This is a genomic window from Humidesulfovibrio idahonensis (genome assembly GCF_054657715.1).
Genome location: NZ_BAAHYE010000003.1, coordinates 1,517,374 through 1,533,377, shown reverse-complemented (window position 1 = coordinate 1,533,377; position 16,004 = coordinate 1,517,374). Strand labels below are relative to the sequence as shown.

At 68.8% G+C, this 16,004-nt stretch carries 14 protein-coding genes; 10 read left to right on the top strand and 4 right to left on the bottom strand.

Annotation, left to right across the window (positions count from 1 at the left end):
* The first annotated feature begins 331 nt into the window (after positions 1 to 331).
* Complete coding sequence (locus ACYQ4W_RS13225) at positions 332 to 1,519, top strand: glycosyltransferase (RefSeq protein ID WP_459857465.1); 1,188 nt, start codon at positions 332 to 334, stop codon at positions 1,517 to 1,519.
* 69 nt (positions 1,520 to 1,588) lie between these two features.
* Here ACYQ4W_RS13225 and ACYQ4W_RS13220 read toward each other — a convergent pair whose 3' ends face one another.
* Positions 1,589 to 2,293, bottom strand: coding sequence for a response regulator (locus tag ACYQ4W_RS13220; protein ID WP_459857462.1), 705 nt, complete (start codon positions 2,291 to 2,293; stop codon positions 1,589 to 1,591).
* A 157-nt stretch (positions 2,294 to 2,450) separates the two neighbouring features.
* Between ACYQ4W_RS13220 and ACYQ4W_RS13215 the strand changes: the two genes are divergently transcribed.
* Positions 2,451 to 2,660, top strand: coding sequence for a hypothetical protein (locus ACYQ4W_RS13215; protein ID WP_459857460.1), 210 nt, complete (start codon positions 2,451 to 2,453; stop codon positions 2,658 to 2,660).
* 24 nt (positions 2,661 to 2,684) lie between these two features.
* On the opposite strand, the gene ACYQ4W_RS13210 is transcribed toward ACYQ4W_RS13215, so the two are convergent.
* Positions 2,685 to 3,305, bottom strand: coding sequence for a hypothetical protein (locus ACYQ4W_RS13210; RefSeq protein ID WP_459857457.1), 621 nt, complete (start codon positions 3,303 to 3,305; stop codon positions 2,685 to 2,687).
* Between the two features lie 329 nt (positions 3,306 to 3,634).
* On the opposite strand from ACYQ4W_RS13210, the gene ACYQ4W_RS13205 reads away from it, so the two are divergent.
* Positions 3,635 to 4,486 (top strand): sulfide/dihydroorotate dehydrogenase-like FAD/NAD-binding protein, encoded by an 852-nt coding sequence (locus tag ACYQ4W_RS13205; protein ID WP_459857455.1) that lies wholly within the window; start codon positions 3,635 to 3,637, stop codon positions 4,484 to 4,486.
* A gap of 1 nt (position 4,487) precedes the next feature.
* Positions 4,488 to 5,951 carry an NADPH-dependent glutamate synthase gene (gene gltA, locus ACYQ4W_RS13200; protein WP_459857453.1) on the top strand — a complete coding sequence of 488 codons (1,464 nt, stop codon included), beginning with the start codon at positions 4,488 to 4,490 and terminating at the stop codon, positions 5,949 to 5,951.
* 248 nt (positions 5,952 to 6,199) lie between these two features.
* Here gltA and ACYQ4W_RS13195 read toward each other — a convergent pair whose 3' ends face one another.
* On the bottom strand, positions 6,200 to 6,412 hold the full coding sequence (locus ACYQ4W_RS13195; protein WP_459857451.1) for a hypothetical protein: 213 nt from the start codon (positions 6,410 to 6,412) through the stop codon (positions 6,200 to 6,202).
* A gap of 151 nt (positions 6,413 to 6,563) precedes the next feature.
* Between ACYQ4W_RS13195 and selD the strand changes: the two genes are divergently transcribed.
* On the top strand, positions 6,564 to 7,643 hold the full coding sequence (gene selD / locus ACYQ4W_RS13190; RefSeq protein WP_459857449.1) for a selenide, water dikinase SelD: 1,080 nt from the start codon (positions 6,564 to 6,566) through the stop codon (positions 7,641 to 7,643).
* Between the two features lie 52 nt (positions 7,644 to 7,695).
* Here selD and ACYQ4W_RS13185 read toward each other — a convergent pair whose 3' ends face one another.
* The gene (locus tag ACYQ4W_RS13185) at positions 7,696 to 9,156 is read right to left on the bottom strand and encodes a hypothetical protein (RefSeq protein WP_459857447.1); all 1,461 of its coding nucleotides are present in this window, start codon (positions 9,154 to 9,156) and stop codon (positions 7,696 to 7,698) included.
* Between the two features lie 287 nt (positions 9,157 to 9,443).
* On the opposite strand from ACYQ4W_RS13185, the gene ACYQ4W_RS13180 reads away from it, so the two are divergent.
* The 5 genes from ACYQ4W_RS13180 (at position 9,444) to ACYQ4W_RS13160 (ending at position 15,855) form a co-directional block, all read left to right on the top strand.
* Positions 9,444 to 10,985: a sensor histidine kinase gene (locus ACYQ4W_RS13180; protein WP_459857444.1), complete on the top strand. Its 1,542-nt coding sequence runs from the start codon at positions 9,444 to 9,446 to the stop codon at positions 10,983 to 10,985.
* Complete coding sequence (locus tag ACYQ4W_RS13175; protein ID WP_459857441.1) at positions 10,970 to 12,433, top strand: sigma-54-dependent transcriptional regulator; 1,464 nt, start codon at positions 10,970 to 10,972, stop codon at positions 12,431 to 12,433. Before ACYQ4W_RS13180 ends, ACYQ4W_RS13175 begins: the two co-directional genes overlap by 16 nt.
* A gap of 217 nt (positions 12,434 to 12,650) precedes the next feature.
* Complete coding sequence (locus ACYQ4W_RS13170) at positions 12,651 to 13,808, top strand: efflux RND transporter periplasmic adaptor subunit (protein ID WP_459857438.1); 1,158 nt, start codon at positions 12,651 to 12,653, stop codon at positions 13,806 to 13,808.
* On the top strand, positions 13,808 to 14,752 hold the full coding sequence (locus ACYQ4W_RS13165) for an ABC transporter ATP-binding protein (RefSeq protein WP_459857436.1): 945 nt from the start codon (positions 13,808 to 13,810) through the stop codon (positions 14,750 to 14,752). Before ACYQ4W_RS13170 ends, ACYQ4W_RS13165 begins: the two co-directional genes overlap by 1 nt.
* A gap of 8 nt (positions 14,753 to 14,760) precedes the next feature.
* Positions 14,761 to 15,855 (top strand): radical SAM protein, encoded by a 1,095-nt coding sequence (locus ACYQ4W_RS13160; RefSeq protein ID WP_459857433.1) that lies wholly within the window; start codon positions 14,761 to 14,763, stop codon positions 15,853 to 15,855.
* Positions 15,856 to 16,004: the final 149 nt, after the last annotated feature.

Genomic DNA, 16,004 nt, shown 5'->3' with positions numbered 1-16,004 from the left:
ACGCCTGCCTGCCCGCCGGGCCTGCCGGTCCGGCTTTGCGGACCAGGAGGCCCGGCGCATGGGGAGTCCAGAAGGCGAATGCCCTCTGGCGGGGTCCAGGGGCGGAGCCCCTGCATTCTCCAGCCACCGCTGGCGGAGGGCATGGATATGCCTCCGGCGGCCGGGGGCTGGCCGCCCCCGGACCCGGCGAAATGGGGGGAGGCGGAATTGTTCCCTTGCTCATGGGCATGGGGTAGAGCCCCTGCCCCTCCCCACGGCCCCTTCACTCCTGCCGCTGCTCCACGCTCCATGCCCCAATGACAACCCAGGGCCGATACGCTACGGATGGTCCATGCCCACCCTGCGTCTTCTGCACGTCATCACCGGCCTTGGCCTCGGCGGGGCCGAGAGCTGGCTTGCGCGCCTGCTTTCCCGCCTGCCGGGCGGACAGTTCGAATGCCGCGTCGTGTCTCTGCTCGCCCTGGACGGCGAGGCGGGCGCATTGGCCGGAACTATCCGCGGGCTTGGCGTGCCGGTGCACAGCCTGGGCATGCGCCGCGGCAGGCCCGGCCCGGCCGCGTTCCTTTGCCTGACGGGACTGCTGCGCCAGTGGCGGCCGCAGGTGGTGCAGACGTGGCTGTATCATGCCGATCTGCTGGGACTTTTGGCCACGCGGGCCAGCGGCTGCGACGCTGCCGTGAGCTGGGGCCTGCGCAGCGCCTACATGGATTTCTCACGCTACGGCTTGGGCACGCGGCTCACGGTGCGCGCCTGCGCGGCGCTTTCCGCCTGGCCGGAGGCGGTGACCGCCAACTCCCACGCGGGCGCGGCGCATCATCTGGCCCTGGGCTACAGGCCAAGGCGGCTTGTCGTGCTGGAGAATGGCGTGAACGCCCAGCGCTTCCGGCCGGACGCCGGGGCGCGGGCGCGGCTGCGGGCGGAGTGGGGCGTTGCCGAAAGCACCCCGCTGGTGGGGCTGGTGGCGCGGGTGGACCCCATGAAGGGACATGCGGTGTTCTGCCGGGCTGCTGCGCTTGTGCTCCAGCGCTTTCCAGACGCCCGCTTCGTGTTTTGCGGCGCGGAGACGGAACCGGGCGCGGCGGAACTGGACCGGCTTGTGGCGGCGAACGGATTGTCGGCAGCGGCCATCCGCCTGGGAAAGCGTGCGGACGTGCCCGCTGTGGACGCGGCCCTGGACGTGCTGGCCCTGGCCTCCCTGGGTGAGGGCTTTCCCAACGCCCTGGCCGAGGCGCTGGCGTGCGGCGTTCCCGTGGCTGCTCTGGATGTGGGCGATGCGCGGCGCATTGCCGGGCCGGGCGGCGTGGTGGCGGAGGCCGCGGCTTCCGGGCCGGGCGCGGATGCGGCGGCGCAAGCGAGCGCCTTGGCGGACTGCCTGTGCCGGGTGCTGGAGTTGGAGACGGCGGCGCGGCAGGCAATGGGCGCTGCGGGCCGGGCGCATGTGCTGGAAAACTACGCGGAGGACGCTGCGGCGGCGCGGTGGGCCGCGCACTTCACGGCCTTGGCGTCCAGCCGCTCATAGATTATCGATAAACTAGCAACAAGCTGTTTTAAAAAACTTTTACGCTGTCGATAAGCTTCCGATCAAATACTAGGATTCGGGCTTTGCAACGGGTTTGAAACGGTAACCGACGCCGCGCACGGTCTCGACCCAGTCCGCATAGGGGCCAAGCTTGCCGCGCAAACGGCGCATGTGCGTGTCCACCGTGCGCGAGGTGCCCTCGAAGTCCGTGTCCCACACGGTGTCCAGCAGCCGCTCGCGCGGGAGCACCCGCCCCCGGGAGGCCACAAGCTCCTTCAGAATCTTGTGCTCCGTGGCCGTGAGCCCGGCGTCCTGCCCGTCCACCAGCACGGTGTGCGCCTCGAAATCTATCTCCAGCCCGCCCTCGCGGAAGCCTTCGGCCTGGCTCTCGTGCGGGCCGGCGCGGCGCAGCACGGCCTTCACGCGCAAGAGCAGCTCGCGCGGGCTGAAGGGCTTAGCCACGTAGTCCTCGGCCCCAAGCTCCAGCCCCACGATGCGGTCCACCTCGTCGCCCAGGGCCGTGAGCATGATGACCGGCACCTGCCGCGTGCGCGGGTCCTGCTTGAGCTTGCGGCAAACCTCCAGCCCGTCCATGCCGCCGGGCAGCATCACGTCGAGCAGAATCAGGTCCGGCTTCCCGCGCGAGGCCAGTTCGAGGCCGCTTTGGCCGTTGACGGCGGTGCGCACCAGATAGCCCGCGGCCTTGAGGTTGTAGGCCAGCAGGTCGCGGGTCTCGGGATGGTCCTCCACCACAAGGATGTTCTTCTGCGGCACAGGGGCCTCCGGATGGGGCGGGGTGTAAAGTTGCGGGCGATTGAAGCCGATATCAACAGTGTTGCCGGAACATATCCCCGCAGGCCCAGGCGCGCAAGCCCCGCCGGCGGAGCAGCCATCCGGCCCAGCACCAGCCGACTGACCACCGGGAGAGCGCATGTACTACCACGGATTCCAAAAAAAGTTCCCCTCCAGCAGCGCGCCCTGGACCCCAGGCGACGACCAGCTCGTGGGGCTGCTCTTTTCCAAAATCATCAACCGCACAGCGGGCAACGCCGGAGCGGAGCCCCCTGCCCTGGCCGACGAAATGGCGCACAACCTCTTCGACCTCATGCTGTACATCAGCAAGGACTTCCGCTCCTGTTAGAGCGCTGGCGAAAGGGGAGAGGGGCTAGGCGACGGCGGTGAGCATGGGGCGCACGGCCCCATAGTTCTGGGCGCAGGCGATGTACGCCGCAATGGCCTGCCGCACGCGCGAGGCCGGAGCGGCCTGCTGCTGCGCCGTTTGCCGCTGGCCTGTCTGCTGATCGTTCTCCTGCTCGGCGTCCTGGCTCTCCTCAGCCATGGGCAGCGCCTCGCCCGCCGAGCGCGTTGCCGCTCCGGCCAGGGTCCCGTTCGCGCCATACGTTGCGGAGTCCGCCTGACGCTCGGAAATCTGCCTGCGCCAAGCCTCCAGCATCTCCGAACTGAAGCTGCGGCCCGTCTGCTGCGCCTCGGTCTGGGCGGTCTGCTGGGCATCGGCCTGGCGGGCCGCGGCCGCGTCTTCGGCGCCGGCGCGGCCTGCCGCTCCAGTCTGCGCAGCGCCAAGCCCAGCCTCAAGCGTGCTGGCCGCAAGGCCGGTGGCGGCAGCCCCGGCGGCGGCGCTCCAAAGCACCTGGTCCGTGGAGTAGGTAATGCCCAGCGGGCCGAGCTTGAGGGAGACCCGCCGCGACTGGAGCTGCGGACGCGACGAATCCAGGGTCTCGGCGAGGCCCGTGGAGGATGTTGTTGCGCTGCCGATGGGAGCGGACATGGCCGTCTCCGAGGGTTGCCCGGGCGTCCGGTCCAAAAAAAGACCGGAAGCCGCATAAACCGCCATTGGTCCAGCAATTCACCCCAAAGCACCCTTCGGGATCGCCTCCCTCACTCCAGTGGGGGACCAAGGCAGAAGCGTCTTCCGTCCGTGGAAGCCGTGCGCGGGCCGTGTCGCCTTTCGGCAAACGGGTCATCGCGCCATACGTATACTGTAACCAGCGCGCGTCATAATGGCAAGCCCTCCGGCGGGGCAAAACAGGCCGCGCCTTGCAATCGCCTTGCGAGCGGGCTACAGAAAGCCCAACCAGTAACCCCGGAAGGTGATCCATGAACTATCGCATCCTGGAGAAGAAGGTGCTGATACCAGGGCAAACGACGCTCCTGGTCATCGACGCGCCCCACGTGGCGAAAAAAGCCAAACCCGGCAACTTCGTCATCCTGCGCACCAGCGAGAAGGGCGAACGCATTCCGCTCACCATAGCCGACTGCGACCCCGAGGCCGGAACCGTGACCATCGTGTTCCTCGTGGTGGGCAAGAGCACCGCCGAACTCAACACCTTTGAGGAAGGCCAGAGCCTGCACGACTTCTGCGGTCCGCTGGGCAAACCCACGCACATCGAGAAGCAGGGCACCGTCATCTGCGTGGGCGGCGGCACCGGCGTGGCCGCCATGCACCACATCGCCAAGGGCCACGCGGCCATGGGCAACCACGTGGTGGCCATTGTGGGCGCGCGCAACAAGGATTTGCTGCTTTTCTGCACCGAGCTCGGCAACTTCTGCCCCGAGGTGCTCATCGCCACCGACGACGGCAGCCAGGGCCACCATGGTTTCGTCACAGAGGTGCTCAAAGCGCGCCTGGAAGAGGACAAGGACGTCTCCGAGGTCGTGGCCATCGGCCCCGTGCCCATGATGGAAGCCGTCAGCAAGGTCACCAAGCCCTTTGGCGTCAAGACCACGGTGAGCCTCAACGCCATCATGGTCGACGGCATCGGCATGTGCGGCGCCTGCCGCTGCACCGTGGGCGGAAAAACGCAGTTCGCCTGCGTCGACGGCCCGGAGTTCGACGGCCATGAGGTGGACTTTGGCGAGCTGCGGCTGCGCCTCTCCCAGTTCCGCCCGCAGGAGCAGGAATCCATGCAGTTGTTCCAGCACAAGTGCCAGTGCGGGGAGGGCAAGTAACATGAGCGCCACACCCGAAAAGAAGGCCAAAAAATCCACGCCCCGCACGGAAATGCCCGTGCAGCCGCCCTTTGTGCGCATCCAGAACTATCTGGAGGTCGCACTCGGCTACTCCGAGGCCGACGCCATGGCCGAGGCCGGGCGCTGCATACAGTGCAAAAAACCCGGCTGCCGCCAGGGCTGCCCGGTGGAAATCGACATCAAGGGCTTCATCGGCCAGTTGCAGAAGGGTGATCTGCCCAGCGCCTACAAGGTGCTGCGCGAGTTCAACTCCCTGCCCGCCGTGTGCGGCCGCGTGTGCCCCCAGGAAACCCAGTGCGAGGGCATGTGCATTCTGGGCAAGAACCCGGACAAGACCGGCGGGGCCGTGGCCATTGGCCGCCTGGAGCGCTACGTGGCCGACACCTTCGCCGCGCGCCTGGCCGGGGGCGACGCCGCCTGCCTGCAGATCACCGGCGAGGCCGCCTGCCGCATGACCCGCGACGACTTGCGCGTCGCCTGCATCGGCGCCGGGCCGTCCAGCCTCACCGTGGCCGGCTACCTGGCCAGCCTGGGCATCAAGGTCACGGTCTACGAGGCCCTGCACGAGGTGGGCGGCGTGCTCGTCTACGGCATCCCCGAATTCCGCCTGCCCAAAGACATCGTCCGCCGCGAGGTGGACGCCATGCGCGACCTGGGCGTGGAGTTCAAGACCAACTGGGTCGGCGGCAAGGCCATCACCGTGCAGGAGCTTTTTGACGAAGGCTACAAGGCCGTGTTCATCGGCGTGGGCGCGGGCCTGCCGCAGTTCATGAAGGTTCCCGGCGAAAACAGCATCGGCGTGTTCTCCGCCAACGAGTACCTGACCCGCGTGAACCTGGGCCGCGCATACGACTTCCCCAACTACGACACGCCCATCTTCAAGGCCGACCAGGTCTGCGTCGTCGGCGGCGGCAACGTGGCCATGGACGCCGCGCGCACCGCCCTGCGCCTGGGCGCGAAAAAGGTCTCCATCGTCTACCGCCGCACCAAGGCCGAAATGCCCGCGCGCCTGGAAGAACTGGAGCACGCCATCGAGGAGGGCGTTCAGCTGGAGCTGCTCTGCGCGCCCCTGGCCCTGAACGCCGACGAAAACAAGCGCCTCGTCAGCATGACCGTGCAGAACATGAAGCTCGGCGAGCCCGACGCCTCCGGCCGCTGCCGTCCCGTGCCCATCGAGGGCGACACGCGGGAGATTCCCTGCCAGCTCGTCATCATCGCCGTGGGCACCAAGCCCAACCCCATCCTGCTCGAGGCCACCAAGGGCCTGAAGCTCAGCAAATGGGGCTACATCGACGCCAACCCCGAAACCGGGGAGACCAGCATCCACAACGTCTTCGCCGGCGGCGACATCGTCACCGGGGCCGCCACGGTCATCAGCGCCATGGGCGCGGGCCGCAAGGCCGCCAAAGAGATCGCCAGGCGTCTGCTCGGCGTGGATGCGTAAGAAAATATGCGCCGCAGGCCGGGGGGCATGATGCCCCCCGGTCCCCCTCATACCAGCCAAAAGCCCCTGCCGAGCAGACACTCGGCAGGGGCTTTTGGCTGGAAGGCGTAAAACGGAAAATCAGATGCCCGAGGTGGGCTTCACGGCAAGATAGCCAAGACGGCACCGCTTGAACGCACGCCCCCTCCCGCCAATTCCATGGCGGGACAGGGCTTCAAGATGAAATGCTCAAGCCGGGACAGCCGATGCTATCCGGCGTGCAGCCTGTGCCCGGGCGCGGCCAGCTCGGGCAGCATGGCGAAGGCCGTCGGCGGCATGGGGCTGGCGCAGCCATGGTGGAAGGATTTGCCGCGCGCCAGACGCGTCTGGCAGTCCTGGCAAAGGGTGCCGTCCGAGGGCTCGAAGAAGCGGTCCGTGCGGTTGATGGGGCGTCCGCAGGCGGCGCAGCAGTGGCGGATCATGCGACCTCCCTTTTTGGGGTGCGATGGATGCCATGAGAATGCATCATGCGTGCCTATTCGATTTGTCTTATCGGCAACCAGGGGCAAGACCTTATGCCTCGCATCGGTTTTTCCTCTTGGCTCGTCGCGGCGGCTCTGCTATGCCAGCAGCATGCAGCAATTCACACCCATCACCGTGGCACCGCAAAAGATCCGTCTCACCCAGGGCGTCCGCGCCGCTGGTTGAGCCGCCAAGGTGGCTCCAGGGGACCTGGAGCGGATTCTCGCCGGCCTTTTGACAGGCCAGGACGATCGCATACTCTCGGGGCCGCGCGGCGGTGGCGAGGACGCGGTGGTGGTGCGCTTTCCGTCCGGCCAGGCCCTGGTGCAAACGGTGGATTTCCTGACCCCGGTGGTGGATGACCCCTTCCGCTTCGGCCAAATCGCCGCGGCAAACGCCCTGTCCGATGTCTACGCCGTGGGCGGCGAACCCTACACGGCCATGAACGTGTGCTGTTTCCCCGCGCGCACCATGGACCCGGCCATTTTGACGGCCATCCTCAAGGGCGGGCTGTCCAAAATCGAGGAAGCCGGGGCAGTGCTCTGCGGCGGGCACAGCGTGGAGGACACGGAGATCAAGTACGGGCTGTCCGTGTCCGGCGCGGTGGACCCGAAAAAAATCGCCACCAACCGGGGCCTCAAGCCCGGCGACGTTCTTTTGCTCACCAAGCCCATCGGCACCGGCGTGCTGGCCACGGCCATCAAGGCGGGCCGGCCAGGGGCCGAGCAGCTGGAGGAACTGCTGCATTTCTGGTGCGCCAAACTCAACCGGGCGGGCGCGCAGGCCATTCGCGAACTGGGGCTCACGGCCAGCACCGACGTGACGGGCTTCGGCCTGGGCGGGCACCTGCTGGAGATGGCCGCGTCCAGCGGCGTCACCGCCGAGCTTGTTCTGGCGGAGGTGCCCTTCCTGCCGGAGGCCCTCGACATGGCGGGCATCGGCCTCATCCCGGCGGGCAGCATCCAGAACCGCAACCACTACCTGCCGCGCGCCTTGACCGGCCCGGGGCTCGACGAGCTCCTCGTCACCCTGGCCTTCGACGCCCAGACCTCGGGCGGGCTCATCCTCGGCGTGCCGGAGGACAAGGTCGGCCAGGCTCAAGAGATTCTTGCGCGGGCGGGCGACCTCGCCGTGGTCATCGGCCGCGCCGTGGCCCCGCTGGCCTCGGGCCAGGCGCTCTCGCTGATCTGACCCCCCCCGTTCATCTCACACTGCTCAGCGCATGGTGCTCACCGCATGGTGTTCAGCGCGCGTCGTTCACGCTCCGGGCTTGGCGCGCCGCGCCGCCGCCATTCGCGTCGCCGCACGCCGGGGTGAGCAGCCGCCGGCCCTCGCCCGCGCCCACAAACAGATATTGCGCGGCCTCGCACACGTGGGAGAAGCGGCTCTTCTCCGGCGCGTCGGTGTAGCGGTCCTCCCCGGACACGGCGAGCCGCCGGAAGCGCCAGGCCCCGGCCATGCCCGCGATGAGCGTGCGGCAGCGGGGCGAAAGCACGAGCCCGGGCTGGCCCTCGATGTCGCGGTCCAGGGCCGCGGCCACGGCCTCGCGCCGCAGCAGGGGGTCGTTGGTGTTGGTCGGCCGGGCGTAAAGCCCGCTGGCGCGCAGAATGTCATAGGGCGTGCGCTCGTCGGTCTGGGCGCGGGCCATGCCCGCGGGGTCGCCCCAGATCTCCGGCGTCAGGCCGCCATAACGCGAGCGCAGCAGGTCGTTCAGCAACCCGGCAAAGCGCACCATGCCCATGCTCTGGGACACCAGCTCATCCAGCAGCAGCCAGCGGCCGTTGGGCAGGCGCTGGGCAAGGGCCGCGGCCGGGGTCAGGCCGAAGTCCAGGCCGATGTAGAGCGGCAGACCTTCCACGGCATCGAGCGGAGCCGGAGCAACATGGCGCGGCTCGTCGAACTCCGGGTACACGGGCAGGCCGTCCTGCACAAAGCCGTACCGGCCGCAGTAATACACCCGCACATGGCGCGCGCTCTTGCCCGCCATGCGCCGCAGGTAGAAATCCCTTGGCAGGTGGTCGAGATTCTCGGCCCTTGGGTTGGGGATGAAGACCCCGCCCCGCTCCATGAGCCCACCCGGCTGGCAGAAGAACTCCCAGCCCTCGGGCCGAACCTCCTCGGCCAGGCGGTGCCACCAGTGGTCCGTATCCGGCGGGTTGGTGTCCAGAATGACCCCGGCCCAGGAGCAGCCGCCCTCACGGTCCGAGGGGAAACGCTCCACGCGGTCGCCCAGGGCCTCGACCAGCGTCAGGGGCAGCTCGCGCGCCTCGTTGACCCAGGCCCCGGTGAGTTCGAGCGACAGCAGCTTGCGTGCATCCTGGGGCCGGTCCAGGGCGCGGAAGAGCACCTCCGTGTCCAGGGTGGTGCCGTCGGGCTGGGGCAAACAAACCCGGTGCGCCATGTCCGTGTGGCTGAAGGAACCGAAGTCGTCCTCCGGGAACCACGAGAGCCAGGTGCGCAGGGTGGTGTCCTTGAGTTCACGGTAGGTGTTGCGCACAACGGCGAAGCGCGTGCGGCGGCGGCCCTCCGCGTTTGGCGCCTGGGCAAAGGCCTTGGCCATGAGCTCAACGGAGCAGGCCGAGGACTTGCCCGAGCCCACCGGGCCCATGAGGCCGCGATAAAGAGCGCGCGTGGCCATGAACCGGGCGATGGTGGGCGGGGCCTTGTAGCGTATGCTGATGGATTCCGGCAGTTGGTTCGTCATGGCTGCGCAGTGTAGCACGGCTATTGCGGCCGGACAAAAACAGCAATGATTTGGCCGGTAGAAAGACACGTTTTGCGGATTGACAACGAACCGGACAAGCAGCGCGACCGGCCCTTCCACCCAGCCGGATCAGCATCGGCTGGAAACGTGGCCGGGCGCATGCGCCGGAAACGACGATGCTCCGCTGCTGCGGCAACCGGCTGCGCCACGACGGCGGAAAAGCAAGACGCCCGCGCGGCTGACAAGCGCCCCGGCATGGGCTATGCTGCCGCAGGAGGAACAGGGGCATGAGCACGACGCTCAAACGATTGGCCATGAGTGTGCAGCCCTCGCTGCGCGGACGCGTGTTCGCGCTTCTGGCCGGGCTCACCATCTGCGCCTGCGCCGGAGCCACCGCCACCTACTGGCTGGCCCAGCACTACCTCTACGCCACCGACATTTTGCGCCAGGTGAACCTGAGCCAGCAGGTGGGCGCGCTCTCGCTCTCCGAGCAGCTCTCCGGCCTGGAGGCCGACGCCCTGGCCGCACGCCAGGACCCGGTGCGCTTCAAGGATTTCAAGGACCGCGAATCGAGCATCGCCCAGGCGCTGCTGCAGGTGCGCGCCTCCGAGCCGCTGGAGGCCGGGCGCGAAGCCATAAACCGCGTGGACCAGGGCTTCCGCGATCAGGCCAAGACCCTGCATGAGCTTGTGGAAAGCCGCCCGGGCGAAGGCGCGCGGTTGGCGGCCATTGCCGCGCGGCACCGGCAGGCGGCGCAGGACGCCACGCGCGAGCTGTTCGACCTGCACACGCGCGACGCGGACCTTGGCGTTTCGGCCATGCGCTCCCTGGCGCGCACGGCCACCACGGCCTCGCTGTTCGTCATCCCGGCGGGCGCGGTGCTGGGGCTGCTGCTCGGCTGGGTGCTGCTGCGCCAGGTGCTGGGGCCCATCCGCCGCCTGGCCCTGGGCGCGGCGCTGGGCGCCAGCCACGCGCAAGAGGCGCAAAACGCGGACGGAACGCCCCCTGTTCACGACCCCAGCGGCGACTCCGACGAGGTGCGGGCCGTGGGCGAGCTTGTGGCCGGGCTGCTGCGCGATGTGGACGAGACCCAGGCCCTGCTCAAGGAATCGCGCGAGCATTTGGTCCAGGCCGAAAAGCTGGCCCTTGTGGGGCAGCTGGCCGCGGGCGTGGCCCACAGCGTGCGCAACCCGCTGACCAGCGTGAAGATGCGGCTGTTCTCGCTGGAGCGCAGCCTGGACCTCTCTCCGGGCCAGCGCGAGGATTTCGAGGTCATCAGCGAAGAAATACGCCACCTGGACACCATCGTGCGGAATTTTCTGGAGTTCTCGCGTCCGCCCAAGCCCAAGCTCCAGCACGTGAGCCCCTCGGACGTGGTCGACATGACCCTGGTGCTTTTGAAGCACCGCCTGGAGACCTACGGCGTGGACGTGCGCCTGCTGCGCGAGCAGCCTCTGCCGCCTGTGGACGCGGACCCGGAGCAGCTCAAGGAGGTGCTCGTGAACCTCATCCTCAACGCCTGCGACGCCATGGGCGAAAACGGGCGCATCGAAATCGCCGAGGAAAGCGGGTTCATGGACCCGCTGGGCCGCGTGGCCATTCTGCGCCTCACCGACTCCGGCCCCGGCATTCCGCAAGACATTGTGGACCGCGTGTTCCAGCCCTTCTTCAGCACCAAGGAGGAAGGCACGGGCCTGGGGCTGGCCATCGCCAAGCGCATCATGGAGGAGCACGGCGGCTACATCCACATCCGCCCCGGGGACCGGGGCCAGGGGGCCAGCTTCGTGCTGGTGCTGCCCGTCAGGGAGAACGTATGGCTCAGATCCTGATCGTGGACGACGACGCCCAGCTACGCCAGAGCTTCGGCAAGATTCTTGAGGGCGAGGGCTTCGAGGTGCGGGCCGCGGCCTCCGGCGAGGCCGGGGTGGAGGAGGTCAAAAGCCTGCCGCCGGACCTGGTCATCATGGACGTGCGCATGCCCGGCATCACCGGCATTCAGGCCATGCAGCAAATGCGCGCGGCCTGCCCCGGCCTGCCCGTGGTCATCATGACGGCCTACGGCGGCACCGAGACGGCCATCGAGGCCACCAAGCTGGGCGCCTTCGACTACATCCTCAAGCCCTTCGACATTCCGGACATCCTGCGGCTCATCGCCCAGGCCCTCACCGCCGGGCGGCTCAACCGCGCGCGCGTGGCCATCGGCCCCGAGGACAACGCCGAGGCCGAGGCCGACGACGGCGACAGCGACGCCCTGGTCGGCCAGAGCCGCGCCATGCAGGAGGTCTTCAAGGCCATCGGCCGCACGGCCCCCACGGACGCATTGGTGCTCATCCGGGGCGAGTCCGGCACGGGCAAGGAGCTGGTGGCGCGCGCCCTGTGGCAGCACAGCACCCGCTCGGACAAGCCCTTCGTGGTCATCAACTGCGTGGCCATTCCGGAAACGCTGCTGGAGAGCGAGCTCTTCGGCTACGAGAAGGGCGCCTTCACCGGGGCCGGTTCGCGCCGGGTGGGCAAGATCGAACAAGCCCAGCGCGGCACCATTTTTCTGGACGAGATAGGCGACATGCCCATGAACGTGCAGGCCAAGATCCTGCGGCTGTTGCAGGAGAGGCAGATAGAGCGCCTGGGCGGGCGCGAGACCATTCCGGTGGACGTGCGCATTCTGGCCGCCACCAACCGCGACATGGAGGCCGCCGTGGCCGAGGGCCGCCTGCGCGAGGACCTCTACTACCGCCTCAAGGTGGTCACGGTGACCCTGCCCCCCCTGCGCGAGCGCGAAGGCGACGTGCCCCGGCTGGCCAAGCACTTTCTGGCGCGCCTTGCGCGCGAAATGGACATGCAGAACCCCGGCCTCACGCCCGAGGCCCAGGACATGCTCGCCGCGCACCCCTGGCCCGGCAACGTGCGCGAGCTGGGCAACGTGCTCAAAAAGGCCCTGATCTTTTCGCGCGGGTGCCCCATGGGCCCGGAGGAAATACGCCAGGCCATCGGCCTGAACCGCGGGCCGGGCGCGGCCGCGCGCAATCAGCAGGAGCCGTCTGCGGCCATGACCGACGACACCCTGCGCGCCTTCATCCACAGGGCGCTCATGGACGAGGCGGACAACGCCGCCTACGACCACATCCTGGACACCGTGGCCAAAAGCACCATTGCCGAGGCGCTGGAGGTCACCGGGGGCAACCGCACCCGCGCGGCCAAGCTGCTGGGCCTCTCGCGGCCCACGCTCATCGCCAAGATCGAAAAGTACGGGCTCAAGGTCACCACACAGGTGCAGTAGGCGCAGCAGCGGCCCGCGCGCGAAGCCCGCGAGGCTGCGCCGGGCCGGCGCGCTCTTGGACAGCGGCGCGCTTTCATCGTAAGGGAGACAAACACGGCGCCGGGCCGCAGGCGCTTGCGCAAGCCCAAGGCGGCCGCGCCCAGGCCAATGCAGAACGCCGGACAATGGCCTGAAGGCTTGGCGCGGCCATCACCAACCGGGAACATACACCACGACCATGACGCGCAAAAAAACTCTTTCCCTGATTCTTGGCCTCCTGCTCCTGGCGGGCGGAGGATATTACCTCGTCCAAAAGAACCGCGCCGCCAAGGAAACCAAGGTGCTGGCCACCGCCCGCGTGGAGCGCGACTCCGTGCGCCGCGTGCTGGAGGCCACGGGCATCATCAAGGCCCAGGTGGGCGCCAGCGTCAAGATCGGCGCGCGCGCCACGGGCGCCATCTCCCGCGTGTACGTGCGCGTGGGCGATACCGTGAAGAAGGGCCAGGTGGTGGCGGAGATAGACGCCCGCGAACTGCTGGCCCAACGCGCCGAGGCCGCGGCCCGGCTCAAGCTCTCCGAGGCCAAGGCCAAATTCGCGGCCATCACCCTGCCCCGGCACGAGAGCCTCGTGCGCCAGGGCATGGAGGCCCAAAGCCTTCTGGACGAGGCCGTGCAGAACCACCGGGTGGCCAAGGCCGACGCCGACGCCGCCCGCGCCGTGCTCGATACCCTGGACGTGCGCATCTCCTACACTAAGATCGTCAGCCCCATCGACGGCGTGGTCTCGCAGGTGACGGCCCAGGAGGGCGAAACCATCGTGGCGGGCCTGCAGGTGGCCAACCTCGTCACCGTGCTCGACCCGGCGCGGCTGGAGATGTGGATCTACGTGGACGAGACCGACGTGGGCCGCGTGAAGCAGGGCCTGCCCGTGGAGTTCCGCGTGGATTCGCAGCCGGGCAAAACCTTTGGCGGCACCGTGGACCGCGTGTACCCCGACCCGGAGATCCGCGACAACATCGTGTATTACAAGGCCCTGGTCACCGTGGACCGCGAGGAGGCCCTGTTTTTGCGGCCGGAGATGACCACCCAGTGCAGCATCGTGGTCGACACGCGCGAGGCCGTGCTCACCGTGCCCAACCAGGCCCTCAAGTGGGTTGCGGGCAAGCAGACCGTGTTCGTGGTGGACAAGGCCCAGCCCGACGGCGTGCGCCGGGTGGAGCCCAAGCTCGGTCTGCCGGGCCTGGAGCGCAGCGAAGTGCTGGAAGGCCTGGCCGAGGGTGAGGAAGTGGCCACGCAGATTGTGCTGGCCGGGCAGGAAAAACCGGCCGAAACGCACAAGGCCGAGGAGAAGCCCGCGCTCAAGCCCGCAAGCTCCGGCGCCAAGAAGGGGTCGTGATGGCCGCGGCGCCGCACAAGCCGGAAGCGGGCCACGAAGCGGAAGCAAGCCCGAAGGACGCCGCTGGCGCTGCCGGGGCCTCCGGCGCTGCCGCGCCCGTGGTGGAACTCGTCGGCATCCGCAAGGTCTTCCGCCAGGTGCTGGCCCCGGAGCAGCGTCCCGGCATGCTGGCGCGCCTTTTCCGGCGCGGGGCCACCACGCCTGCGCCAGCCGGGCAGACCTCGACGACGCCGGACGCCGCGGAGCTTGAAGGCGGCGTGGAGGTCCTCTCCGGCATCAACCTCACCATCCACAACGGCGAATTCGTCGCCTTGCAGGGCACTTCCGGCTCAGGCAAGAGCACGCTGCTGCACCTCATGGGCCTGCTCGACTCGCCCACCAGCGGCACCTACAAGCTGCTGGGGCGCGATGTCTCCGGCCTGCCGGACGACGACCTCTCGGCCCTGCGCAACACGGTGCTGGGCTTCGTGTTCCAAAGCTTCTACCTGGTGCCGTACGCCACGGCCCTGGAAAACGTCATGCTGCCCGGCATGTACTCCGACCTCGCCCCGGCCGAGCTGCGCAGCCGCGCCCTGGAGCTGCTGGACAAGGTGGGCCTGGCCGACCGCGTCAACTTCAAGCCCGCCAACCTTTCCGGCGGGCAGCAGCAGCGCGTGGCCATGGCCCGGGCGCTCTTGAACCGCCCCCGGCTCATCCTGGCCGACGAACCCACGGGCCAGCTCGACAGCGCCACCAGCGCGGAGATCATGCGGCTTTTCGCCCAGGTGAACGAGACCGGCACCACCATCGTGCTGGTGACCCACGACGAAGGCGTGGCCGCCAAGGCCAGGCGCGTCATCCGCATCGTGGACGGCCGCATCGCCGACGGACAGGTGCAGACGGCTGCTTCGACGGCGGCCCAAGCAGGCACATCCCCGGGCGCGCCGACCAACCCCGCAGCGTGAGACGCCACGTGGACCGCGCCCAGGCACACGCCCCCCTGCCGGAGAACGCCCGTCTTCTGCTCCGCTTTCCCCACCCCGCCCCGGCGCGGCGGAACCGGGCCCGCGTGCTGCCGGTGTTTTTGCCTTTCGCCGGGTGCCCGCAACGCTGCATCTATTGCAATCAGCCCGCGCAGACCGGCGCCCGGCCGGAACCGTTGGAAACCATTCACGCCCGCCTGGCCGAAACCCTGGCAGCGCAAGCCCTTGCCGCGCCCGCCCATGCGGAACCGGCGGACGGCCCTGCGCCGGAACTGGCCTTCTACGGCGGCACCTTCACCGCCCTGCCCGCGCCCTGGCCGGAGCGCTTCCTCGAACTGGCGCAGCCGTATCTGGAGCGCGGCAGCCTGAGCCGCGTGCGCTGCTCCACTAGGCCCGACGCCGTGACCACGGAACAGCTCTGCCGGCTGCGCAGGCTGGGCCTTTCGCTGGTGGAGCTGGGCGTGCAGAGCTTTAATGACAACGCTCTCGCGGCCAGCGGACGCGGCTACACGGGCCAAACAGCCCAAGCGGCCTGCGGACTGGTGCGCGCGGCCGGGCTGGCCCTGGGCGTGCAGCTCATGCCGGGCATGCCGGGCATGAGCCCGCAAGCCTTCCGCGACGATGCGGCCATGGCGGCGCACCAGGAGGCGGAGCTTGCCCGCCTGTATCCTTGCCTGGTGCTGGAGGGCACGCCCCTGGCAGACCTGTGGCGCGCCGGGGGCTACACGCCCTGGCCCCTGCAACTGGCCGCGGAGGAGCTGGCCGCCGCGCTGCTCGTCTTGTGGGCGGGCGGAGCGCGCGTGGGGCGCATCGGCCTTGCGGAGGAGCCGGGCCTGCGCGTGCTTGCCGGGCCGCGGCACCCGGCCCTGGGGCAAATGGCGCGGGCGCGGGCGCTGCAAATGCACGTGGCCAGGCTGGCCGCCGGGCTGCCCATGTCCGCGCCGCGGCCGAACCTGCTTTTGCTGCCGCGCGGCCTGCAGGGCGAGGCCCTGGGCCAGAGCAACACGCTGGCCAAGGGCTACGCCGACCTGGGGCTGGCCATTAAATTTCGGGATGTGGCGGAGTTGGCCCTGGCCGTGGCCTGAGCAAACAGGCCGGGACGAACCGCGAAAAGCCGCGCCCAGGCTAGGCCGCTGGAATTGCCGCCATGTTCGCGGCAAAGCGCAACCGCCAAGCCGCAGCAGCGAAACGCGGCCCCGCGGCCGAGCGCAAGCCTTGCGATCACGGATTGGCC